This window comes from Candidatus Methylopumilus rimovensis (genome assembly GCF_006364615.1).
Classification (GTDB): Bacteria; Pseudomonadota; Gammaproteobacteria; order Burkholderiales; family Methylophilaceae; genus Methylopumilus; species Methylopumilus rimovensis.
The window spans coordinates 1,027,185-1,050,762 of record NZ_CP040986.1; the positions used below are offsets into that span (position 1 = coordinate 1,027,185).

Here is a 23,578-nt window from a genome sequence, read left to right on the forward strand (position 1 = left end):
CAAAAGCAGTGGAGAGGGCTATGTTAAAATAAGCCTTTAAAACCCTTGAAGCCTTGTTTTTGTGACCCTTAGCACCATCTTATCCCCAATTAAAAGCGATTTACTGGCCGTAAACGAGGTTATTCGCGCCTCACTTCATTCCGAAGTGCCTCTCGTAAACCAAGTCGCAGGCCATATTATTCAGGGTGGCGGCAAGCGTTTAAGACCCAGCACCCTTCTCTTGGTTGGCGGACTCTTTGGACCTGTTCGAAAAGAGCACCATGAATTGGCTGCTGTCATTGAGTTTATTCATACCGCAACCCTTCTTCACGATGATGTGGTAGACCAATCCACAAAACGAAGAAACCACAAAACAGCGAATACTATTTTTGGAAATGCTGCGAGCGTTTTAGTGGGTGATTTTATCTACTCTAGAGCATTTCAGATGATGGTGAAAATTAATCACATGAAGGTTATGGAGGTTTTGGCAAATACAACAAACACAATTGCAGAAGGTGAGGTCTTGCAACTCCTAAATATTCATAACGCTTCTATTGAGGATGAAGATTATTTAAAAGTTGTTTACTACAAAACAGCTAAATTATTTGAATCTGCGGCCGAACTCGGTGCCATTATAGGTGGCGCTGATGATAATGATATTAAAGTTCTTGCTCAGTTTGGGAAGTATATGGGTATTGCTTTTCAGTTGATTGATGATGTTCTTGATCTATCAGGCAATCCTGAAGAAATAGGGAAAAATCTAGGCGATGATTTAGCCGAAGGAAAACCTACACTACCTCTTTTATATGCCATGAAGAAAGGTAGTGATGAGCAAAAAAACATTATCAGGGCGGCCATTGAAAATGGCGGCTTAACAGAGCTAGAAAGTGTTTTAAATGCTGTCAAAGAAACCAAAGCATTAGAATATGTAAGAGAGCTTGCAAAAGAAGAGATAGAAAAAGGCGAAAAACTAATTCAACACATTACATCTTCAGTTTATAAAGATGCGCTCTTGGCGCTCACTCAATTTGTGACAACAAGGGATTATTAATTTAGCACGATAGGATCGCCATTGTCGGCACGGTAATAAGTTAAATGTGCGCATTTATTTGTGCCTGAAGTGATGGATCCATCAAAAATTGATTTACCGTTAAGATCCACTTGCGCATAGCCATTGTTAAACAAAGTCACTTCAGCTTCCTTTTTGCCTTGTCGCAACAAGAAACTAATAGAGTGGTCATATTCGGATTCAGAGTAAACTTGCCAATTGTTTCCTCCCGCGAGCTGCGAAAGCCAATTAGGCAAATCAACTTCTACTCGACAAATCACTAAATCGCTCCAAGCGGACTGATCTTCAGCGGAAGTTAAGTTGTTTAGTGTATTTTGTAATTCACTCATAGGTCATAGTTTAAATCATTCATGATCAATTAATGGTGATTAATTCTATAATTTCAAGTAAATTTATTCATAATATTTAAAAAATTTTAAGGTAAATAATGTTTATTATTGGGATGACTGGCGGCATCGGATCAGGTAAAAGTGAAGCGCTAAAAATATTCGAATCTTTAAATATTAAAGTCATTGATCTCGATAAAATTTCAAAAGAAATTACAGAAACAAACCATCAGGCTATAGAGGAAATCAAATCAGTCTTTGGGGATATATTCGATAAAGATAATCGATTGGATCGAAAAAAATTAAGGGAAATTATTTTTTCAGATAAAAGTCAAAAAATAAAACTTGAAAAGATCCTTCATCCAAGAATTCTTAAGGAAGTAAAAGAAAAATTAAATGCATTATCTGATGAGCCTTATGTAGTGATCGATATCCCTCTATTATTTGAAACAAACCAGTATACAAGTCTCATATCAAGATCACTTGTGATTGACTGCGAAGTAAGTAATCAGATTGAACGTGTTAAAAAAAGAGATGGTATCGAGACATCAATTATTCAATCCATTATCGAACAACAAATTGATCGTTGTTCCCGCATCGAAAAAGGTGATGATGTTATTCTTAATGATGGCTCAATAGAAATGCTCACAGAATCGATTAAGGCATTACATCAAAAATATTTAAATTTAGTTGCTGTTAAATAAAATCAATCCGATAATGCCCATATGATCATATTTGAATTTCCCCTTAATGAACGCATTCGAAGACTCCTTCGTATTGAAGAAATCTATCAAAAATTTGAACACCAATTAAAAAATACACACGACTATTTTGAGTTTGGTTGCTTCAATACACTCTTTGAGATAGTGCAACTTGTATCCAGATCCGATTTAAAAATTGATTTTCTTCAAGAGCTTGAAAGACAAGAAAAGAAACAATTAGCTCTACTAGATCATCAAGCATTAAAAGAGGATCAGCTTAATCCAAAAGAAATCATTCCAATGATACAAGTCGCTCGAAAAAAATTAGAGAATATAGATGTAAAGCCTGGTTTTAATTTCAATAACAATTTATTTTTAGAAGAAGTAAAAAAAAGAATCAGTTCGCCAGGTGGTTTATTAGATGTTGATTTTCCTAATTTCCGTAACTGGGCTTCTCACAAAACAAGAAAGTCCAAACTAGAAGATTTTAAATCTTGGGCACAACCTCTTATGGTTTTCAAAGATGCAGCCTCTGTCATTCTATTGATACTGAGGAATCAATGTCACGTAGAATCGATTAAAGCAAAAGAAGGTAAGCATCAGCAAACCATAGATCCACTAAAAACATTTGACCTCATAAGACTTGAACTTGAAAAAACTTTAAATATTTATCCCGAGATTAGTGCAAACAAATATACAGTCAATGTTTTCTTTAATCAGCTGAATGAAGAGTTAAAAAAAGAGCCTGTTAAGTTGAATCTTGAATTTAAATACAGCATCTGTTGGCTATGAAAACAAAGATTACTTTTGTAAACTGTCCACAATGCAACGAAAGTATTGAGTATAGCTTATCTAATACTTTTAGACCTTTCTGCTCCGAACGATGTCGCATGATTGATTTGGGTCAATGGGCTAATGAAGGATATAAAATTCCAGTTGAAATCAACCCCGAAAATTTAAACGAAGATATTACTTGAAATTTTTTTTAAGGCTCTCACTATGAAATTCTTAAAATTTACACTATTTATAATTGCACTTTTAATTTCGACAGATATATTGGCAGCGCGAGATATTAGAATTGAAAATGCCTGGATTGGCTCTACTGATGAAGGTGATGACATGAGTGTCGCTTACATGTCACTCTTAAGTCATGAGGATTTAATCCTAACCTCGGTGACATCTTCGAGAATTAAAACGATTGAGATGCATAATACTATTATAGAAAAAGGTATTATGAAAATGCGCATGACAAATGAAATTAAAATTGAACATGGCAAGACTTTTGAATTTAAATCTGGTGGTAGCCATTTAATGCTTATGGATTTTAAAGGCCCTCTTAAAGCTGGTCAAAAAGTGAAATTGATATTACATTTTAAAGACAAAACAAATCATTCTTTTGATAAATCAATCGATGCTTTGATTAAATAGCCTTATTCCCAAATACTTCTTTGCATCGCGACGCCATGTCCACCGCATTGCCAGGATTTGGTTAGACTCACTTGATTAAGTCCACCTAAGGCAAATATCGGCATATCTAACTTATTCGCGTATTCACTAAAAATTTCCCAGCCTATCGGATCAGCGAGTGGATGTGATTCAGTTTTTTGAACGGGAGAAAGAACAGCAAATGACATTTCTAAATCTTGTGCAATCATAAGCTCTTCTAGGTTATGACAAGAAGCGCCACATATTGAAAACTCTGGTCTATCTTTTAATTGAATCAAACTATGTGATGGATAATGAACTCCGTCAGCTCCAATATCTAGTGCGAGCTTTTCATTCTCATTAATTAAAACTTTTGCTTGATGAGGTTTCGCTAAATCTAAAATCTTTTGAGCTATTTTTTTTACATCCTGATAAGGTAATTTTTTTTCTCTCACCTGTATCATTTTTAAACCTTCTTCTAATTTGATTTTTAATCGTTCAAAAAATAATTTCTCGCCCAACTCTTCAATATTGGTAATTGCATAAACTGGAGGAAGTAAAATAGATTTCAGAACAAATAAGTTAGTTGGGAGTATTGGCGCAACCGATACATGAGATGGATTTTGCCATTCTAATAATTGATTCTCACATGATTTAATTTCACCAGTCCAATTCGTGACTTTAAAAAAATAAATGTAAACCTTTTTGTCTGGATAGCTATAACTACGTTCAAACCATAATGTCGCATCATTTGCAGAAATATTAATTTCTTCTTGAAGCTCTCTTTGAAGCGCTTCAAAAGGTGATTCATTTTCTTCAATCTTGCCGCCTGGAAATTCCCACCAACCGCTCCACCCTCGCCCAGGAGGCCTCTGAGCCATAAGAAGAAATCCATCTTGCCTTTGAATAACGGCTGCTGCTGCGAGAACAATATTCACAATTTAAGTACGATAGTCAGCATTGATTTTTACATAGTCATATGAAAAATCACATGTCCATATTGTGGCGTTTGCGTTACCTCGATTAAGAAGTATTCGCATGCTAATTTCTGGATGCTTCATGACTTCCTGACCTTGTGTCTCGGTGTAAGAAATTGCACGACCACCTTTTTCTACTACCAAGACATTTCCTAGGAATAATTGTATTTTTGTAATATCAAGCGATTCGATACCCGCATAACCGATAGCAGCTAATATTCTCCCAAGATTTGGATCGGATGCAAAGAAAGCTGTCTTGATGAGAGGTGAGTGCGCTATCGCAAATCCCACTTTTCTGCATTCAGCATTATCAAGGCCTGATTCCACTTGAATAGTAATAAATTTCGTAGCGCCTTCACCATCTCTTACGATAGCCTGCGCTAATTCAATAGCAACTTCACGGATGGCATCTCTAAGAATTTCGTAGCTTTTATCTTCTTGATTAATTTCATCATGTTCCGCTTTTCCTGTAGCAATCAGAATAAATGAATCATTAGTGGATGTATCTCCATCAACAGTAATGCAATTAAATGATTCCCCTGTCACTTCTTTGAGAAGTTTGTCGAGCAAGATTTGATTGATAGAAGCGTCAGTTGCAATAAACGAAAGCATAGTAGCCATATTTGGATGAATCATGCCAGAGCCTTTACTTACTCCCGAAATAACAACTTCTTTATCTTTAATCTTTATTTTTCTCGACGCAGCTTTTGGTGCAATATCTGTAGTCATAATGGCTTCAGCTGCATCTATCCAATGAGATGAGTCCAAATTTTTTAATGCGTCAGGTAATCCGTTTCTGATTTTATCAATGGGTAGACTTTCCAAAATGACGCCTGTAGAAAATGGTAAAACTTGGTGTGGCTCAATCGATAGAAGTTTGCTGACAGCTTCACATGTTTCTTTAGCTTTTAAAATGCCATCTTCACCTGTGCCCGCATTAGCACAACCTGTATTCACAACGAGTGCACGAATGCCTGATGTATTTTTTAAATGTTCTTTACAAAGAAAAACGGGTGCTGCACAAAATGCATTTTGTGTAAATACGCCCGAAACTTTTGAGCCTTCGGCAATAGTCACTAACAACAAGTCTTTACGATTAGGTTTTTTAATATGCGCTTTAGCAATACCTAGTGATATGCCTTTAATAGGAAAAATAGAATCGATAGTAAGTGGTTTAAGATTAACTGGCATAACTTATTCTTTTCTCCAAATAGTCCCTTGGGGTGTATCTTCTAACACAACACCATTTGCAAGCAATAAAGATCTAATACGATCCGCTTCTTTAAAATTTTTGCCGGCTTTCGCTTCATGTCTTTGAGAAATTAATGCATCAATATCAAGAGAAGTTTTTGTGTCTCCTTTTAGAAAAGCCTCTGGATCTCTTTCTAAAAGGCCAATTGTTTTTGCTAGACTTTTAAGTAAGTTAGCTAGTGGCGCAGACTTATTTTTATTAATCTCATTAGCCAATTCAAATAGAACAGAAATAGCTTCTGGGGTATTGAAATCATCATCCATAGCTTCTTTGAATTTACCTGCTAATGGGTGATTCCAATCTACATCATCATGTTCAATATTAAACCCTCTTAAACTTACATATAATCTTTGTAATGCTAATTTTGCATCATCAAGATGAGCATCTGAATAATTTAAAGGGCTTCGATAATGAGCTCTTAAAATAAAAAATCTTACTACCTCTGGATCAAATTTTTCAAGCACTGTCCGAATCGTGAAAAAATTTCCAAGGGACTTAGACATTTTTTCATCATCAACCCGAACAAAGCCGTTATGCATCCAATAATTAGCCATCTTACAATCGTGAGCGGCTTCAGATTGAGCAATTTCATTTTCATGATGAGGGAACTGAAGGTCTTGTCCGCCTCCGTGAATATCAAAATGATGTCCAAGATAATGAGAGCTCATAGCCGAACATTCGATATGCCAGCCTGGTCTTCCTTTACCCCAAGGCGAATCCCAGCTAGGCTCATTAGGTTTTGCAGACTTCCATAAAACGAAGTCCAATTCATCATGCTTATTTTGGTCAATATCAACCCTCTCGCCTGCACGTAAATCTTCAATTGATTTACCTGATAACTTCCCATATTCATTAAAAGATCTTACTGAATAAAAAATATCTCCATTTTTAGCAAGATAAGCATGTTGCTTTTCAATTAATGTTTGAATCATAAAAACCATGTCTTGAATATGTTCGGTTGCTTTTGGCTCTTTAGAAGGATTTATAACACCAAGGGCTCTTGCATCGGCGTTCATCTCATCTATATATCTTTGAGTAAGGTTTTGTATAGACTCGTTATTTTGAATGGCGCGATTGATAATCTTGTCATCTATATCAGTAATGTTTCTGATGTAATTGACGCTATATCCTGAAATATCAAACCAACGCCTTACCACGTCAAAAATAACCATCACTCGTGCGTGTCCAATATGGCATAAGTCGTAAACAGTCATACCACAAACGTACATGTTTACTTGCCCTTTTTGGATAGGCTTAAAAGTCTCTTTATTTTTTGAAAGGGTGTTATAGATTTTAATCATTACAAATAAGCCTGTAAGGCTAAGAAAAACAAGGAGATAGTGAAGGGCTTATTCATAAATAACATATAGATGATAAGGGTGCTATTTGGTAGAATTATGCTAAATTTATTAGGGTAAATCATACCATGCCTCAAAAAAACGAATGTTCTAATATTAAGAATTTAAAAGGTTTTTTACTGTTTATCCTTTTATCTCTATCTACATTTTTTATCGCAAATGAAATTTATGCGGCTGACGATTTTAAATCAATCATGCAATTGATTGAAAAGGGCGAAAAAGAAAAAGCGGCTCAACAAATCGATCAATATCTTAAAACAAACCCGAATGATCCTCAGGTCATTTTTATTAAAGGGGTTGTTAATGCTGAGCTCGGAAAATATAACGAAGCTATACAAGCATTTACTTATCTCACCGAAAAACATCCAAGTTTGCCTGAACCATTTAATAACTTAGCGGTACTTTACGCTGAATTAGGTGACTATGATAAAGCGCAAAAGGCACTTGAATCAGCTATCAAAACTCATCCTAGCTATGCAACCGCGCATGTTAACTTAGGTGATCTTTATACGAAACGCGCTACAGTCGCCTACAACAAAGCCTTGGAAATTGACAAAACAAATGTACAAGCTAAAACAAAATTATCTCTTATTAAAAAACTCTTCAATGCAAATGATATTAAACCGCCAGCCACGCCTATTTCGACCCCAGCTCAAGTAGCCACTAATAATGATGTCAATAAGAAGCCGTTAATAGCCCAAGCGACACCGGCAAATACCGCTTCATCAACTACTTCGGTCACTCCGAATACTCAACCGCCAAAGAATTTACCTCAAGAAGCGCCTGCGGTTAAAAATAATGTTTCTAATATTGGTGAATCAGAAATTAATAACTTCATTACTGATTGGGCTGAAGCTTGGTCATCAAAAAATATTAATGGCTATTTAGTTAAATATTCTCCTAACTTCAAAACGCCTAACGGGGAAAGCTTCTCTGACTGGCAAGATTCAAGAAAAAATAGAATTTTAGGTAAAGATATAATTACTGTGGAAGTATCTGAAGCAAAAATATCAAGAAAGGGTGATAGTTTTGCTCAAGTAACTTTTAAACAGAAATATACGTCGAATAAATTAAGTCAAATCTCAAGCAAAACTCTCATCTTAAGAAAAGATGGTTCTGCATGGCTTATTGAGCAAGAGTATTCTGGCAAACAGTAATTGATGGAAACCTTCATCAACAATTCCCCAAAAAAAGAATTCTTCTTTTTTTTAATCTTTGCGCTTTTTTATATTCCTCAATCTTTAAGTGAAGAGGTATTTCTATCAAACAAAAATTTCAATACCGCTGAATTAAGATATGAATCGCCTGAGAAAATGCTTGTTAAATCTTTAGTAGAAATTTCTGAAGGAAGATTAGATATAGCACTCGAAACGATAGATACCCTTATCAAACAAACACCTAATTTTAAATTAGCCTATCTTATTCAAGGCGATTTGCTTTTAGCGCATGCAAAGCAAATTAGTGGTATTGGAGATGAACATAAAAGTGAAAAAAAAGAAGAGATTGAAAATTTTAAAAATGAAGCAAAAGTAAGAATTGAAAGATATCTTAATAGTCTTAACCTTCAAAACGAACCTAAAATTTTTGCCCAACTAAATGAAAAGGATAAATATCTTTTTTATGTTGATGCAGTTAACTCCCGACTTTATTTATACGAAAATATTAATGGAAAACTTACTTATAAAGATGATTATTATGTATCTATAGGTAAGAATGGATTTGGCAAACAATATGAAGGTGACAAGAAAACACCGGTAGGTGTCTACTTTACAGGCAAAAAGATCAAAGAATCATTATCAGATTTTTATGGGGATGCAGCCTATCCTTTAAGTTATCCAAATGAGATTGATAGAAAAAATAAACGAAATGGCTCGGGCATATGGCTTCATGGAACCCCCAAAACAACCTACAACAGAGCGCCGCTCGCAAGCGATGGATGTATTGTATTAAGCAATCCTGATTTAATGAAGCTATCCTCTGTTTTAGATACTAATAAAATCCCAGTTATCATTTCTTTTCGTTCGCTAAAAGATTTAGAGTCTGCCAATAAAAATTTAACTGAAAAAAAACTTTCCCTTGTTAATGCTATAGAGACTTGGAGAAAAAATTGGGAAGACCAAGATACTGACAATTACCTCAAGTTTTATTCAAAAAATTTTTTCAGCGAGAAGGATAACTTCGACACATGGGCAGAGAGAAAAAAGTTGATACAGTCTCAAAAAGCTAAGGTTTCTGTCGGGCTATCCGAAATTTCATTCTTTGATTACCCAAATACAGAAAATGAAATAGTTTTAGTAGATTTTATACAAGATTATAAAAGTCCTACAATTATGAATAAAATGAATAAAAGACAGTATTGGATCAATGAAAATAATGAATGGAGAATAATGTATGAAGGCGGCGCTTAATTTAATTAAGTTATTTTTTGTTTTTTTCTTCTTTTCACCTTTGTCTTATGCGGCCAATCCAATTGTTGAATTTGAAACCAATCAGGGCAACTTTAAAATTGAACTTTACCCTGATAAGGCGCCAAAAACAGTCAGTAATTTTTTATACTATGTCGATAACGGGTTTTATAAAGAAACTGTGTTTCATAGAGTCATTAGTAACTTTATGATTCAAGGTGGTGGATTTACAAGAGACATGTCAGAAAAAAAGACCCAGCCTCCGATTGCTAATGAATCCAATAATGGATTAATAAATAGCGCGGGAACGGTTGCAATGGCGAGAACAAATGACCCTAACTCTGCAACGGCTCAATTTTTTATTAATCTTATCGACAATAATTTTTTAAACTACACAAGTCCTGAACCAAGCGCTATCGGTTATTGTGTTTTTGGAAAAATCATCGAAGGCATGAATGTAGTTTATAAAATTGGCCAATTACCTACAGCTAACTCAAGGGGCTTTTCGGATGTGCCTATTAGGCCTGTCATAATCATTAATGCAAAACATATCAATTAATATTTTAATAAAGGAATCTAAGTGATTACACTCTCAACCAGTTTAGGTAATATTGTTTTAGAACTTGATGCTGACAAAGCTCCCATTACTGTCGAAAACTTCTTAAGTTACGCGAAAAGTGGTTATTACAATGGCACAATTTTCCATAGAGTAATTGACGGCTTCATGATTCAAGGGGGTGGGTTTGATGGCTCAATGAAACAAAAGTCCACTGAAAATCCCATAAAAAATGAAGCTAATAACGGTCTTAAAAATAATAAATATACTATTGCCATGGCAAGAACTTCCATTCCTGATTCAGCCACAAGCCAATTCTTCATTAATGTAAACAATAATGATTTCTTAAATTACCCAGGACAAGACGGCTGGGGGTATTGTGTTTTTGGAAAGGTTACCTCAGGGACTGATGTTGTAGATAAAATTCAAAAAGTTGCAACAGGTAACTCAGGCGGCCATCAAGATGTCCCTCGTGAAACTGTAACGATTCTCAATGTCACTATTGATTAATATTGCCTAATCAAACTATATTTTTATCAGATATTCACTTGTGCGAAAGCCGCCCAAGTATCACTGATGCTTTTGTAAGCTTTTTAAATAAAGTTACCAATGAAGTCGATGCGCTTTACATACTTGGGGATCTTTTTGAATATTGGATAGGCGATGATTCAAACCAACACGAAAATGTAATTGAAGCTCTCAAAAAATTAACGAATCGACATATTCAAGTTTTTTTAATGCATGGTAACAGAGATTTTCTTATAGGATCAGCCTTCGAAAAAAAGACAGGTGCTGTTTTATTACATGATCCGATACTTGTCGAAATTTACGGAAAGAAAATACTCCTATGTCATGGAGATACTCTCTGCACAGATGATATTGAATATCAATCCTTTAGAGATAAAATTAGAAGTGAATCATGGAAAAATAAATTTCTAAAAAAATCTCTTTCTGAACGAGTCTCTATTGCAAATGAATTTAGAAAAGAAAGTGAATTAAATAAAAAAAAGAAATCTGTAGAAATAATGGATGTAAATCTTGATGAAGTAAATCGAACTCTCATCCAATTTAACTATCCGGATTTTTTAATTCATGGGCATACACATAGGCCAAATCAACATTCAATTAATCTTGACGGCCATCAAATACAACGTATTGTTTTAGGTGATTGGTATGAACAAGGGAGTTATTTGATTCTAAGTGCTCAAGGCATCGAAACACACCGAGTTTAATTTTTAGAAAATTCTAAGTGCCTTCTTTTTTCTGCTACTTTATCCAATACGCCATTAATATATTTATAGCCTTCGATTCCACCAAAGGTTTTAGCTAACTCAACGCCTTCATTAATAGCTACTTTATATGGAATAGTCGTGTCATAAATAAGCTCATAAATTGAAATACATAAGATTGAATGCTCTATAGGACTTAGTTTTTCAATAGGCCGATCAATGAAGTTTGAAATTTCACTATTTAATTGATCCATATTACTCATGACCCCATCAAAAAGATTCTGATAAAAAACTTCATCGGCCTTTAGGTAGTCTGGGTCATCTTTAATATCTTTTTTAATTTGATTAACATCAAACTGATTTAAGATGCCACGATAAATACTTTTCATCACAAGCTCTCTAGATTTACGCCTATTATTTACAAGCTTTTTTTTCTTTTTATTTGGCTGTGTTTCTAACATTAGACTGACTTTAATAAATGAATCATTTGTATGGCAACTTGGGCAGCCTCAGCACCTTTAACCGAAGTCCGCTCCATAGCTTGCTCATCGTTCTCGGTAGTTAGTATTGCATTAACAATTGGCATACTAAATTCCAATTGAACATCCATAATTGATTTTGCTGAGTGATTTGCTACCACTTCAAAATGAAAAGTTTCTCCCCTTATTACAGCGCCCAATGCAATTAGCGCATCAAATTTTTTTGATTGCGCCATCTTTTTAAGAGCCAAAGGACTTTCTAAGGCACCAGGGACTTTTGCCAATACGATGCGATCATCTTTTACACCAAGCTTAAGAAGCTCATGATGACAGGCTTTAAGCAAAGCTTCGCCAACATGAGGGTTAAATTCTGACATCACTATACCAATGGAAAATGACTCTCCATTTGAATTTTTTACAATCTCTCTCAATTCACAAAGTCCTTCTAAATTTCTTTTTAAACAAAAAAGTAATTTTAACTTATATGAGAGCCATCTTTAGTTTTTATATTAATTAATGAAATAATATCCATGCCTTTTGTATGGTGCTCCAAACCCCATAAGAGATAGGTATACCAACAGCTGACCAGGCAAGCAAAGTGATCAAGGGTGTGTTTTCGGCTTTTCCAATCACCTCTTTTGCTGACATGAATTTCTCATGTGCTAATTTTTTTTCAATTAATAACTCTTTGTCAGTCATAAAGAATTTTTTAGCGACAGGTCTCACCATAAGATTCGCGATAAATCCAACAGCAAGCATCAATGCCAATATATAGAAGATAGGTGCATATATTTCTGAAAAAGGAACTTGTGCTTCAACTCTCATATCATGCATATAATTAACAATTACTGGGCCTAGGATGCCAGCTGTTGACCAAGCAGTTAAGATTCTTCCATGGATTGCACCTACAAATTGAGTGCCAAACATATCGGCTAAGTAAGCTGGTATCGTTGCAAATCCTCCGCCATACATGGAAGCAATAATACAAAAACATGCGGCAAAGAGCGCTAAAGATTTTGATCCTGCCATATAGGAAGCAGTGACATACATCAAAATACCAAGGGTAAAAAATACGATATAAGTCAGTTTTCTTCCTAACTGATCAGAAATGCTAGCCCAGAAAAAACGGCCAAAAATATTAAATAAGGAAATTAATCCCACAAATCCAGCGCCTACAGCCGCTGCAAGCGCTAATAAAGATTCATCTTTTTTAAGATCTGCGAAACCCAGATCTTCATGGCCAATTAAAGCGCCACCGAACGTCTCTTGAAGCATAGGCGCTGCTGCCCCAATAATGCCAATGCCTGCTGATACATTCATACAAAGCACTATCCATAAAAACCAAAACTGTGGGGTTTTATGTGCCTTATTTAAATGTACATGATTAACCGCGATCATATTGTTACTTTTGTTCATAGGTGGATGCCATCCTGCTGGCTTCCATCCTGACGGTGGTACGCGATAACCTAAAGAACCTGAAATCATAAAAAAGCTATAAATAATGGCTAAAACAACAAATGTTTGCCAAATTCCAGGCTGAGTAATACCGTTAATTTCTGAAGAAAATTTTGTCATCAACGAAGTGGCAAGCGGGGAGCCAATCATAGCACCCCCTCCAAAACCCATAATCGCCATGCCAGTTGCCATACCTCTTTTATCTGGGAACCATTTAATGAGCGTAGAGACAGGGGAAATATATCCTAAGCCTAAACCTATACCTCCAATGACGCCGCTTCCAAGCCACATCATCCAAAGTTGATGCGTATAGATACCAAATGCAGAAAGTAATAATCCCCCACACCAGCATAAAGTAGATACAAGGCCTGCTTTCCTAGGGCCGGCTCGTTCTAACCAGCTTCCCCAGAGTGCTGCGGAACACCCTAAAAGAACAAAAAATAAGGTGTACATCCATCCTAAATCAAATTGAGTCCAGTTACAGTCGGTAGCAGTTAAAGCTCGAAGTGTTCCATGAAGCTTATCTGCAAAAGTTGTTGCCCCAGCAGAGCAAGCGGCCAAAGGTTTTCCATCGCCGCCTGTTAATATATTTCCCAGAGGCTTCCAAAAAACACTGAATCCATATGCCATACCAATTGAAAGGTGAATGGCTAATGCAGCGGGTGGAACCAACCAACGATTATAGGAAGCTTTAGCGGTGATATATTCTTTTGAAAAAAAGTTGGGCATACACATTCTCCGAAAATCAATCATTCAATATTAAATTAATCATAAAAAAATATTATCTAATTCTTTATGGATTAGATAATGTCATTAAAATGTCATATTAATGTCATACGATCATAACCAATCTATTAATATTAAGAAACTATGAAAGCAAATATATTGATCGTTGAAGACGAAAGCCCCATTCTTGAGCTTTTAGCCCTCAATATTTCTCAAGCGGGCTACAACCCTTTAAGAGCAATAAGTGCTGAGCATGCAGAAAAACTGATTAGTGAGGCACTTCCCGATATTATTTTGCTTGATTGGATGTTGCCCGGCATGTCAGGTATAGACTTTGCAAAAAAATTACGCAGTAATGCTTTAACAAAGACAATTCCTATTATCATGTTAACAGCTCGAAGTGATGAGTTAGATAAAGTCAAAGGCTTGGAAGTTGGTGCTGATGACTATATTACAAAACCTTTTAGTCCTCGTGAACTCAATGCTCGAATCAAAGCTGTTCTCAGAAGAAAAGCTCCTGAGCTTACTGAAGATCTTTTAAAAATTAATGGTTTAGAATTGGATCCAGTATCCCACCGGGTGACTGGAAATAATAAACCATTGGAAATGGGTCCAACAGAATTTAGACTCCTCCATTTTTTTATGAGCAACCCGGAAAGAGTTTACTCAAGAAGTCAGCTATTAGATAAAGTTTGGGGAAGTCAAATTTTTATTGAGGATCGAACGGTAGATGTTCATATTAGAAGACTAAGAAATATTCTTGCTCAATCTCAGCATGAAAATCTAATCCAAACCATTCGTGGCTCTGGTTATAGATTTTCTACAAAATAGAATTTACCTGGATCACTTTCAACTATTACTCGCTATAATACTCGTACGTTTTTAACGAGAAAAAACATTGCAAGATATCCGTTGGAATACTTTTTGGGTTTTATTACTTGTATCTTTTTTATCTCTAATATTTTGGGGGTTTAAAAGCTTAGAAGTTGCTTTATTTTTTTTCATTTCATGCATATTTGTTTATTTACTTTCTCATGTCTATTGGATTTATCGTCTAAACAAATGGCTTAAAAATCCAAATTTATCGACCATTCCTAATGGATCCGGTATATGGGAAGAAATTTTTGCAATACTTTATCGAGAATATAGAAAACAAAAAAAGAGTAAATCTGAGCTTACGACTACGCTAGGTAGATTTATGACTGCTGCCGAAGCTATTCCTGATGGAATTATTGCATTAAATCAAAATAATGAAATTGAATGGTGCAACAAACCTTCTGAAAAAATGCTTGATATTCAGCTAACTAAGGATATCAATCAACCTATTAATTATTTATTACGTGAAACGAGGTTTACTGAATATCTCAATGATAACAAATACGACGGTACGCTTAAGTTAATTTCCTGGCGAAATTCAGGCAGATCATTCGAGATACTTCTAGTTCCCTTTGGTGTAAGTCAAAAACTGCTTATCTGCAGAGATATTACACAAATTGAAAAAAATGATTCTATTAAACGCGATTTTATTGCAAATGTTTCACATGAGTTAAAAACACCATTGACTGTCATTGTTGGATTTTTAGAAACACTTTCTGAGATGAAAAATGAATTCAATGTAAAAACGCTCCCTTATCTCCAAATGATGCTTGAGCAGTCGGATCGAATGAAAAAATTAGTTGAAGATCTGCTTCAGCTTTCATCCATAGAATCTAACGCAGCACCTGCAGAAAAAAAAGAAATAGACATGACTGAACTCTTCAAAAAGCTAAAAAAAGATTCTGAATTTTTATCAAGAAAATCACATAAAATTAATATGTCCATCAATAAAAATATCGCTTTATTAGGGCATGAAAAAGAAATTTATAGCGCCTTTCTAAACCTTATTAGCAATGCTATACGTTATACCAAAAAGGGCGGCAATATCAACGCAATATGGGATATTAAAGATCAAAAACCTTTCTTTGAAGTACAAGATTCAGGTATAGGTATTGATGAAAAATTAATTCCAAGGCTTACAGAACGCTTCTTCAGAATAGATGCTGATCGAAGTCGAAATTCAGGTGGCACTGGATTAGGACTGTCTATTGTTAAGCACATATGTATTCGACATCAAGCCCAAATAGAAATTTATAGTCAAATAGGCAAAGGCAGCCAATTTAAAATAATCTTCCCGCAAGAGAGATTGTCCTTAAAAAAATAAATGAATAAGAATAAATTTTATTGCATATTTTTTTATTTGTTATTATCCATCTTCTGCGTAATTCAAAATTCAAGCGCTAAAGAAATAGTGGAACCAGATAGACAATCTGGAAATCAATTTGGTAAAACTGATTTTGATCGCATGGCTGACCATGAAATTAGAGAGAATATCCAAAGCTTACAAACGCTCATGATTAAGCTTTATAAAAGAAATCCTTCGGAGTTAAAGAAGAGCACCTCAGATGATGTGGAAAAGATGGTTAATTGGGTTTTCAATGGCAATCACAACTGGAATTTTGATGCCATAAATAATGCTCAAAGCACTGATGCGATCTACCTCGCTTTTAACGAAGAATATAAAGGCGATCGTGTCCTTCCTTTTATTGTAGGTATTTACACAATGCTTATAAAAGCTCATGGAGGTAAAAAAGAATTCTATTTATTTGATTCAATTGATCCTCAGCTTTTATATAACACATCTCGCAATATTGAAATGGCAGTCTGGAAACTTTCTAATTCTAAAAATAGCTCTGGAAAACCTTTCTTACTTACGAATGAATTAACTGAAAAAGAAAATAACTTATCCTTTGAGCGAGAGTTTGGAAAAATTATTGGCAGAACGGATTTTCTTGCTTTTACGCTTTCAGAAAAAATGGAGCGAAGTATTGCAAAAATTATTCAAAATTTAGCTACCGGTCTTTTAATACCAATTTAGAAGCTATAAAAGTATTTTTTCAATTCCGCCTTTGGTTGAGCTTTCTACATAATTTTGCATCCAATTAGCGCCTAGTAGGTTCTTCGCTAATTCAACAACTATATAATCAGCTGTTGTATTTGTATCTTCGCCATAACGAGCTAATCCCTGCAAGCAAGAGGGGCAAGAAGTAAGAATTTTAACTTCTCCTAATGACTCTGGTTGATCAATACCCATTTTTTGAATGCCTTTTTCAATTTCTTCTTGTTTTCTCTTTTTTACTTGCGTTGCAATATCTGGCCTGCCGACAGCAAAGGTTCCGGATTCACCGCAGCAACGATCATTTAATGGTACATCTGTATTCATCAAGGCATTAGTAACTTTAGTAGGCGCATATGTTTTCATCGGACTATGACAAGGATCATGGTACATATATCTTGTACCAGACACACCTTCCATTTTTATCCCTTTTTCCATAAGGTATTCATGGATATCTAATAATCTGCAGCCAGGAAATATTTTTTCAAATTCATATTTTTGTAATTGGTCCATGCAAGTGCCACAAGACACAATCACTGTTTTAATATCTAAATAGTTAAGTGTGTTTGCTACTCTATGAAATTGGACGCGATTATCTGAAGTTATTTTTTGACCTTTATCGTGATTACCAGATGACGTTTGTGGGTAGCCGCAGCATAAATATCCTGGCGGCAGAACAGTAATAGCTCCAACTTCATATAACATCGCCTGCGTCGCTAATCCTACCTGGGAGAAAAGTCTTTCGGATCCACATCCAGGGAAATAGAATACTGCTTCAGAATCTTCATTAATTTTTTGTAGATTTCGAATCACAGGAACCACTTTGTCATCTTCAATGCCAAGGAGAGCTCTTGAGGTCTTAGTGGGCATATTTTTTGGCATAGGCCTATTCAAGAAATGAACAATCTGAGACTTGATTGGAGCCTTGCCAATTGTTGAAGGTGGATTTTTTTTAAAGAAATTAATACTACCGATTTTTTTCAATAAATTGTGTCCAGCTCGCTGAGCTTTGTAGCCAAAATCAACCATCAAAGTTCTCATGATTTTAATGGTGACAGGATCCTTCATATTTAAGTAACTCATAGCCAATGCAGTACCCGGACTAAAATGACGCTTGCCTTGCTCTCTTAAAAAGTTTCTCATTGCAATTGAAACATCACCAAAATCAATATCTACAGGGCATGGATTTAAGCATTTATGGCAGACCGTGCAATGATCAGCGACATCATTGAACTCATCAAAATGTTTAAGAGAAATGCCACGCCTTGTTTGCTCTTCATATAGAAATGCCTCAATAAGAAGAGAGGTTGCTAAAATTTTATTTCTTGGGCTATAAAGCAAATTAGAGCGCGGAACATGTGTTGTACATACGGGCTTACACTTTCCACAGCGCAAACAATCACTAATTGAATCTGCTATTTCTCCGATAGCGGACTGTTCCATAATAATCGATTCTTGTTCTAATAGTCCAAAACTTGGTGTATAAGCATTTTCTAAACCAGATCCTGGAAGTAGTTTGCCTTTATTAAAATGCCCGAAAGGATCTACTTTATTTTTATATTTCTCAAATGCTTCAATTGTGCTCTCATCTAAAAATTCCATTTTGGTAATACCAATACCATGTTCACCAGAAATGACGCCATTAAGACTTCTAGCTAAAGCCATTACTCTTGCTACTGCTTCATGTGCCTCATGCATCATTTGGTAGTCGTCTGAATTAACTGGGATGTTAGTATGGACATTACCGTCTCCGGCATGCATATGAAGCGCTATAAATACTCTGCTCTTTAAAGTATTTTTATGTATTTGATCCAGCTTAAGCAAAAAGCTTTGATACTCTCTTCCGCTAAAAATTTCATGGAGTGGCTCTTTGAGCTCTTTTTTCCATGAAATTCTTAAATCATAAGATTGAAGCGCTCTAAATATATTTTCATACTTATATTCAATATCATCATGTCTTTCAAGAAGCGTTGAAAGTGGGCTATCCAAATTATCGAGCATTTGACCCCATTTTTCTCTCAATCCATGAATCAAATCAATACTCATTTTTTGCTTAACTTGATTAAGCTCTGGGTCTGAATTTAAGCCTTCTTCTTCATAAAGAAATTTATCGTGCTCAATAAAAGTTTCTAGGTCATCTAAGAGTTTTAATTTGTTTCTAATTGAAAGTTCAATATTAATTCTTTCAATACCATCAGAATATTCTCCAAGTTTTGGAAGCGGAATAACGACATCTTCATTAATCTTGAATGCATTGGTATGTTTTGCAATAGCTGCTGTTCTTGCGCGATCAAGCCAGAAACGTTTTCTCGCATCTGGTGATACCGCTATAAAACCTTCGCCATCTCTCGAATTAGCAATCTGTACGATTTGAGAAGCGGACAACCCTACAGCATCTTCATCATCACTTGCAATGTCTGCAATCAAGACCATACGAGGACGTTCTTGTCTCGCTGCTTTAGTGCTATAACCAACCGCCTTAATATAACGTTCATCCATATGCTCTAGACCAGCTAAGAGCGTATTATCAGATTGATCTAAATAATCTTTGATTTCAACAATTGCAGGAACCGCATGAGATACATTTCCAAAAAATTCTAAGCATACAGTCCTTATATATTTAGGCATTTTATGAAGAATAAAAGTACCAGATGTGATAAGTCCATCACATCCTTCTTTTTGAACGCCTGGAAGACCACTCAAAAATTTATCAGTAACATCTTTACCCAATCCAATCTTTCTAAAACTGCTTCCTGGAATTTCTAAAATCTCTGGCTCGTTAATTAAGTCATTGCCATTCGGTTTATAACGGCTAATTTTAAAATGAACTAAATCAACATCGTGAATTTTACCAAGATTGTGATTTAGTCTCTCAATCTCAATCCAATTACCATCAGGATCAACCATCTTCCAAGAGGCTAAATTATCTAGAGCCGTTCCCCAAAGCACCGCTTTCTTGCCACCCGCATTCATCGCAATATTTCCGCCAATACAACATGCGTCCGCCGATGTTGGATCACAAGCAAATTCAAGGCCGTTATTTGATGCCATTTCCATAGCGCGTCTTGTGACAACACCAGCGCCACATTTGACTACAGGAACTCGTTCGCTGACACCAGGTAAATTTTGGTATTCAACGTTACTTATATCATCGAGCTTTTCAGTATTAATTACTGCCGAAAATGGCGTAAGTGGTATAGCGCCACCGGTATAACCAGTTCCACCTCCTCTTGGGATAATGGTTAATTCAAGATCAATACATGCTTTTACAATATATGCTATCTCTTCTTCGCGATCTGGATTTATCACAACAAATGGATATTCAACTCTCCAATCTGTTGCATCAGTGACATGAGATACTCTTGCTAAACCATCAAATTGAATATTATCTTTTTTGGTAAATTTTTTTAATTTAGAAAAAATCTTTTTCCTAAGTTTTTTAACTAATTTAAAATCGCTTTCAAAAGTCTTGACTGCCTTATTAGCTGCATCAGCGAGCTCCATAACTTTTGCATTTCCAGAACTCCGTTCTTCAATAGAATGAATTCGATGATACATCGCATCTACTAGTGCTTTGAGTCGCTTTGGATTCTCTAAGAGATCATCTTGAAGATAAGGATTTCTATTAACCACCCATAAATCGCCAAGCACTTCGAAAAGCATTCGCGCGGATCGGCCTGTTTTTCTTTCATCTCTTAGTTCATTTAAGATGTTCCAGATATTTTCACCTAGAAATCGAATAACGATTTCTCGGTCTGAAAACGAAGTATAGTTATATGGTATTTCACGCAATCGATTGATTGGAAATGGTTGGGTTTTAAAAATAGATTTGAGTATTGGGGCGTTCATTTAAATGTATTTACTTTAAGCATGAGCATAACATGTAGGAGAATTGCTAACAACGTTATAAGCCATAGGGTTATTGAACTTTTGGGCAAAAAATTCAGTTAAAATATGGGCTTGATTTACTTAGTTTAGATAACCTTTTTTATTATCTTTTATGAACCCAATGACTTCAATAAAGTTCAGATTAATTACTCGGAATTAGCCAAATGCTCTGGATAAAAACCTTACATATCGTATTTATGGTGACCTGGTTTGCTGGCCTTTTTTATTTACCAAGGCTCTTTGTTTATCACGCAATGAGTAAAGATAAAATTAGTCACGAAAGATTCATAATTATGGAAAGAAAGCTTTTTTTTGGCATCATGACGCCTGGGGCTTTCCTAACCATACTTTTTGGAGGATGGCTTTGGAATCTCTTCGGTGTTACTGAGCAATGGCTTGAAATTAAAGTGGGTCTCGTAATGTTATTGCTCATTTATCATTATTTATGTTTTAAATATCTTATTGACTTTAAAAATAATAAAAATAAGCATACTCATATATATTTTCGATGGTTCAATGAAGTGCCTGTATTAGCTCTTATTGCCATAATTTACCTAGTCGAATTTAAACCAGCATGAGCATATTAATCTGTGGCTCATTGGCTTTTGATACCATCATGGTATTCAAAGATCAATTTAAGAATCATATCTTGCCTGAAAGTATCCATAAGTTAAGTGTGGCTTTTTACGTACCAGAACTTAGAAAAGAATTTGGGGGTACTGCAGGAAATATTGCCTACAATCTTAAACTTCTTGATGAAAATCCTCTTGTCATGGCAACAGTAGGTAATGATTTTTCAATTTATTTTGACTGGCTTAATCAAAATGATATTAATACTGAGCATATCAAGGAAATCAAAACTCTCTTTACAGCTCAGGCGTTCATCACAACTGACTTGAGTGATAATCAAATCACTGCCTTTCATCCAGGGGCTATGGTGGAATCTCATCAAAATAAAATTAAAAAAACTAATGGTGTATGCTTGGCAATTATTGCTCCAGATGGCAAAGAGGGCATGATGAATCATGCTAAAGAATGTAAGGCGCTTAATATCCCCTTTATGTTTGATCCTGGACAAGGCTTGCCAATGTTTAATCGCGAAGAGCTTTTAGAGTTTATTGATGATGCTACTTATATTGCAGTGAATGATTACGAAGCTACTCTTTTGTCTGAGAAAACTTCTCTCTGTATAGAAGAAATTTCTAAAAAAGTAGAGGCATTAATTGTCACGATGGGTGCTGAAGGTTCAATCATTTATGCTAACAACAAAACATATAAGATCGATCCTATTAAAGTTGAAGCGCCTGTTGACCCTACTGGATGTGGCGATGCTTATCGCGCAGGCTTGCTTTATGGAATTTCTAAAAAATGGGATTGGCAATCAATAGGTCGTTTAGCATCCGTGATGGGGTCTATTAAAATTCAAAATAAAGGCGGACAAAATCATCGTCCAACCAGAGATGATATCGAAACAATTTATACAAAAAAGTTAGTTGAAGAGAATGGCTAGCTAAATATCTTTTGAGTTGGTTTTTACTGAGAATACTGATTTGTCATCAAGTCTTAAGGCTGTTAAAGTTCTACCCCAAACACATCCTGTATCAATTGCAAAAACATCTCCTCTTGTCACAAGACCAAGAGCTGACCAATGGCCGAAAATAATCGGATTGTCCTTAGTTTTTCGTTTAGGAAAATCAAACCAAGCTTTTAATTTTTTGGGCATGTTTTTTAGCTCCCCCTTGTAAGTAAAATCAATAGCTCCGTCTGAATTTAAAGCCCTTAGTCTCGTTGTCGCATTAATAACGATTCTAGCTTTATCATTTTTATTTAAAGTGCTCGACCATTTATCTGGCTTATTACCATACATGGAAGATAAAAATTCTTTATATTTTTTACTACGGAGTTGCGTGCTTACTTCTTTTGAGAATTTGAGAGTATTCTTAATAGTCCATTGAGGCATTACACCTGCATGAACCATTAAGTGTTTTTTTTCATAATGTGCTAAAGGTAGGGATCTTAACCATTTAAAAAGTAAATCTGAATCTTTTGCTTTAAGAAGGGTAGACAAAGTATCTTCATCGTCTGACTCAATGACTTTATATTTGATAGCTAATGCATGAAGATCATGATTGCCTAATACGGCAGTCACTGAGGATTTATTTTTATAGCACCATCTTAAAATTTCTAATGATCCCTTACCACGATTAATTAAATCACCAACGAGCCAAAGCTGATCTCTGCCGCGTTTAAATTTAATTTTTTTTAGTAGATCTAGAAAAGAATAATAGCAACCTTGAATATCACCAATTGCGTAAATTGCCATGAATAATTATTTTTTAAAGTTAGCGCCTGATGAATTCGACATATATAAGACCGCACTAGCAACTTCATTGTCAGACAAAGATGCATTGCCTCCTTTTGCTGGCATAGAGCGAATTCCTTTAATGGCATGCTGAACAAGCACTTCATAGCCTTGAGCTATTCTTGGAGCCCAAGCTTGCACATCACCAAGTTTTGGGGCATTTAACATACCAGCTTGATGGCACATTAAACAAACAGCTTTGTAGACTTCTTCTCCTGATTTCCCCCCCGAAGCTGATCCTTCTTGAATAGGCTTAGCTAACTCTACCTGCGCCACTGGCTGAATATTTTCTTTAACTTTACTTTCTACCATAACATTAGAGCTAGTATCGCTCTTAAAATCATAGGTTAAGAATAAAATGAATAAAATGCCGCCTACAATTGCTCCAACAATAATTGCCATTAATTCATATAACACATTTTGTTCTTTTTCTAAATTCATTTAATTATCCTTTTGTAA

At 35.3% G+C, this 23,578-nt stretch carries 25 protein-coding genes; 15 read left to right on the plus strand and 10 right to left on the minus strand.

Annotated elements, in window-relative coordinates; genetic code table 11:
* Positions 1-61 precede the first annotated feature (61 nt).
* Complete coding sequence (locus FIT61_RS05265) at positions 62-1,030, plus strand: polyprenyl synthetase family protein (RefSeq protein ID WP_139883688.1); 969 nt, start codon at positions 62-64, stop codon at positions 1,028-1,030.
* Here FIT61_RS05265 and FIT61_RS05270 read toward each other — a convergent pair.
* Complete coding sequence (locus tag FIT61_RS05270; RefSeq protein WP_139883690.1) at positions 1,027-1,377, minus strand: hypothetical protein; 351 nt, start codon at positions 1,375-1,377, stop codon at positions 1,027-1,029. The genes FIT61_RS05265 and FIT61_RS05270 overlap by 4 nt on opposite strands.
* Before the next feature lie 98 nt (positions 1,378-1,475).
* Between FIT61_RS05270 and coaE the strand changes: the two genes are divergently transcribed.
* From coaE to FIT61_RS05290, 4 genes are read left to right on the plus strand one after another with little or no spacing between them, the layout of a single operon-like run.
* Complete coding sequence (gene coaE, locus FIT61_RS05275) at positions 1,476-2,078, plus strand: dephospho-CoA kinase (RefSeq protein ID WP_139883692.1); 603 nt, start codon at positions 1,476-1,478, stop codon at positions 2,076-2,078.
* 21 nt (positions 2,079-2,099) lie between these two features.
* Entirely contained in the window at positions 2,100-2,867 is a 768-nt protein-coding gene (gene zapD / locus FIT61_RS05280; RefSeq protein WP_139873746.1) for a cell division protein ZapD, read from the plus strand.
* Entirely contained in the window at positions 2,864-3,052 is a 189-nt protein-coding gene (locus FIT61_RS05285) for a DNA gyrase inhibitor YacG (protein WP_139873747.1), read from the plus strand. Before zapD ends, FIT61_RS05285 begins: the two co-directional genes overlap by 4 nt.
* 22 nt (positions 3,053-3,074) lie before the next feature.
* Positions 3,075-3,503 (plus strand): copper chaperone PCu(A)C, encoded by a 429-nt coding sequence (locus FIT61_RS05290; RefSeq protein ID WP_139883694.1) that lies wholly within the window; start codon positions 3,075-3,077, stop codon positions 3,501-3,503.
* Positions 3,504-3,505: 2 nt separating this feature from the next.
* Here the strand turns inward: FIT61_RS05290 and FIT61_RS05295 are convergent, their stop codons facing one another.
* Genes FIT61_RS05295 through cysS form a run of 3 tightly spaced genes read right to left on the minus strand, consistent with a single transcriptional unit; the run spans position 3,506 to position 7,030 of the window.
* Entirely contained in the window at positions 3,506-4,438 is a 933-nt protein-coding gene (locus FIT61_RS05295; RefSeq protein WP_187351787.1) for a Nudix family hydrolase, read from the minus strand.
* A gap of 3 nt (positions 4,439-4,441) precedes the next feature.
* Entirely contained in the window at positions 4,442-5,668 is a 1,227-nt protein-coding gene (gene argJ, locus FIT61_RS05300) for a bifunctional glutamate N-acetyltransferase/amino-acid acetyltransferase ArgJ (protein ID WP_139883698.1), read from the minus strand.
* Positions 5,669-5,671: 3 nt separating this feature from the next.
* Complete coding sequence (gene cysS / locus FIT61_RS05305) at positions 5,672-7,030, minus strand: cysteine--tRNA ligase (protein ID WP_139873751.1); 1,359 nt, start codon at positions 7,028-7,030, stop codon at positions 5,672-5,674.
* Between the two features lie 125 nt (positions 7,031-7,155).
* Between cysS and FIT61_RS05310 the strand changes: the two genes are divergently transcribed.
* From FIT61_RS05310 to FIT61_RS05330, 5 genes are all read left to right on the plus strand, one after another.
* Entirely contained in the window at positions 7,156-8,244 is a 1,089-nt protein-coding gene (locus FIT61_RS05310) for a L,D-transpeptidase Cds6 family protein (protein ID WP_139883699.1), read from the plus strand.
* A gap of 3 nt (positions 8,245-8,247) precedes the next feature.
* Positions 8,248-9,495 (plus strand): L,D-transpeptidase family protein, encoded by a 1,248-nt coding sequence (locus FIT61_RS05315; protein WP_139883701.1) that lies wholly within the window; start codon positions 8,248-8,250, stop codon positions 9,493-9,495.
* Positions 9,496-9,556: 61 nt separating this feature from the next.
* Entirely contained in the window at positions 9,557-10,051 is a 495-nt protein-coding gene (locus tag FIT61_RS05320; protein ID WP_420886433.1) for a peptidylprolyl isomerase, read from the plus strand.
* A 21-nt stretch (positions 10,052-10,072) separates the two neighbouring features.
* Positions 10,073-10,558, plus strand: a complete 486-nt coding sequence (locus FIT61_RS05325; RefSeq protein WP_139873755.1) for a peptidylprolyl isomerase — start codon at positions 10,073-10,075, stop codon at positions 10,556-10,558.
* Between the two features lie 2 nt (positions 10,559-10,560).
* Complete coding sequence (locus tag FIT61_RS05330) at positions 10,561-11,280, plus strand: UDP-2,3-diacylglucosamine diphosphatase (protein WP_139873756.1); 720 nt, start codon at positions 10,561-10,563, stop codon at positions 11,278-11,280.
* Here the strand turns inward: FIT61_RS05330 and nusB are convergent.
* From nusB to FIT61_RS05345, 3 genes are all read right to left on the minus strand, one after another.
* Positions 11,277-11,738: a transcription antitermination factor NusB gene (nusB, locus tag FIT61_RS05335; RefSeq protein ID WP_139873757.1), complete on the minus strand. Its 462-nt coding sequence runs from the start codon at positions 11,736-11,738 to the stop codon at positions 11,277-11,279. The genes FIT61_RS05330 and nusB overlap by 4 nt on opposite strands.
* The gene (ribH, locus tag FIT61_RS05340) at positions 11,738-12,187 is read right to left on the minus strand and encodes a 6,7-dimethyl-8-ribityllumazine synthase (RefSeq protein ID WP_139873758.1); all 450 of its coding nucleotides are present in this window, start codon (positions 12,185-12,187) and stop codon (positions 11,738-11,740) included. The genes nusB and ribH overlap by 1 nt, the downstream gene beginning before the upstream one ends.
* 82 nt (positions 12,188-12,269) lie before the next feature.
* Positions 12,270-13,940 (minus strand): OFA family MFS transporter, encoded by a 1,671-nt coding sequence (locus FIT61_RS05345; protein ID WP_139883703.1) that lies wholly within the window; start codon positions 13,938-13,940, stop codon positions 12,270-12,272.
* 141 nt (positions 13,941-14,081) lie between these two features.
* Between FIT61_RS05345 and phoB the strand changes: the two genes are divergently transcribed.
* The 3 genes from phoB to FIT61_RS05360 all read left to right on the plus strand — a co-directional run bounded on the left by phoB (position 14,082) and on the right by FIT61_RS05360 (position 16,851).
* A complete protein-coding gene (phoB, locus tag FIT61_RS05350; protein WP_139873760.1) occupies positions 14,082-14,768 on the plus strand; it encodes a phosphate regulon transcriptional regulator PhoB in 687 nt (228 codons plus the stop codon).
* A gap of 67 nt (positions 14,769-14,835) precedes the next feature.
* Positions 14,836-16,137 carry a phosphate regulon sensor histidine kinase PhoR gene (phoR, locus tag FIT61_RS05355; protein WP_139883705.1) on the plus strand — a complete coding sequence of 434 codons (1,302 nt, stop codon included), beginning with the start codon at positions 14,836-14,838 and terminating at the stop codon, positions 16,135-16,137.
* Positions 16,138-16,224: 87 nt separating this feature from the next.
* Positions 16,225-16,851: a hypothetical protein gene (locus FIT61_RS05360; protein ID WP_244925189.1), complete on the plus strand. Its 627-nt coding sequence runs from the start codon at positions 16,225-16,227 to the stop codon at positions 16,849-16,851.
* Positions 16,852-16,854: 3 nt separating this feature from the next.
* Here the strand turns inward: FIT61_RS05360 and FIT61_RS05365 are convergent, their stop codons facing one another.
* On the minus strand, positions 16,855-20,718 hold the full coding sequence (locus FIT61_RS05365; RefSeq protein WP_139883707.1) for a DUF3683 domain-containing protein: 3,864 nt from the start codon (positions 20,716-20,718) through the stop codon (positions 16,855-16,857).
* A 203-nt stretch (positions 20,719-20,921) separates the two neighbouring features.
* Here FIT61_RS05365 and FIT61_RS05370 point away from each other — a divergent pair, with 203 nt between their 5' ends.
* Positions 20,922-21,335 (plus strand): CopD family protein, encoded by a 414-nt coding sequence (locus tag FIT61_RS05370; RefSeq protein ID WP_139883709.1) that lies wholly within the window; start codon positions 20,922-20,924, stop codon positions 21,333-21,335.
* Entirely contained in the window at positions 21,332-22,267 is a 936-nt protein-coding gene (locus FIT61_RS05375) for a carbohydrate kinase family protein (protein ID WP_139883711.1), read from the plus strand. Before FIT61_RS05370 ends, FIT61_RS05375 begins: the two co-directional genes overlap by 4 nt.
* Here the strand turns inward: FIT61_RS05375 and FIT61_RS05380 are convergent, their stop codons facing one another.
* Positions 22,268-23,080, minus strand: a complete 813-nt coding sequence (locus tag FIT61_RS05380) for a symmetrical bis(5'-nucleosyl)-tetraphosphatase (protein ID WP_139873765.1) — start codon at positions 23,078-23,080, stop codon at positions 22,268-22,270.
* A 6-nt stretch (positions 23,081-23,086) separates the two neighbouring features.
* A complete protein-coding gene (locus FIT61_RS05385) occupies positions 23,087-23,560 on the minus strand; it encodes a c-type cytochrome (RefSeq protein WP_139883713.1) in 474 nt (157 codons plus the stop codon).
* Between the last annotated feature and the right edge of the window lie 18 nt (positions 23,561-23,578).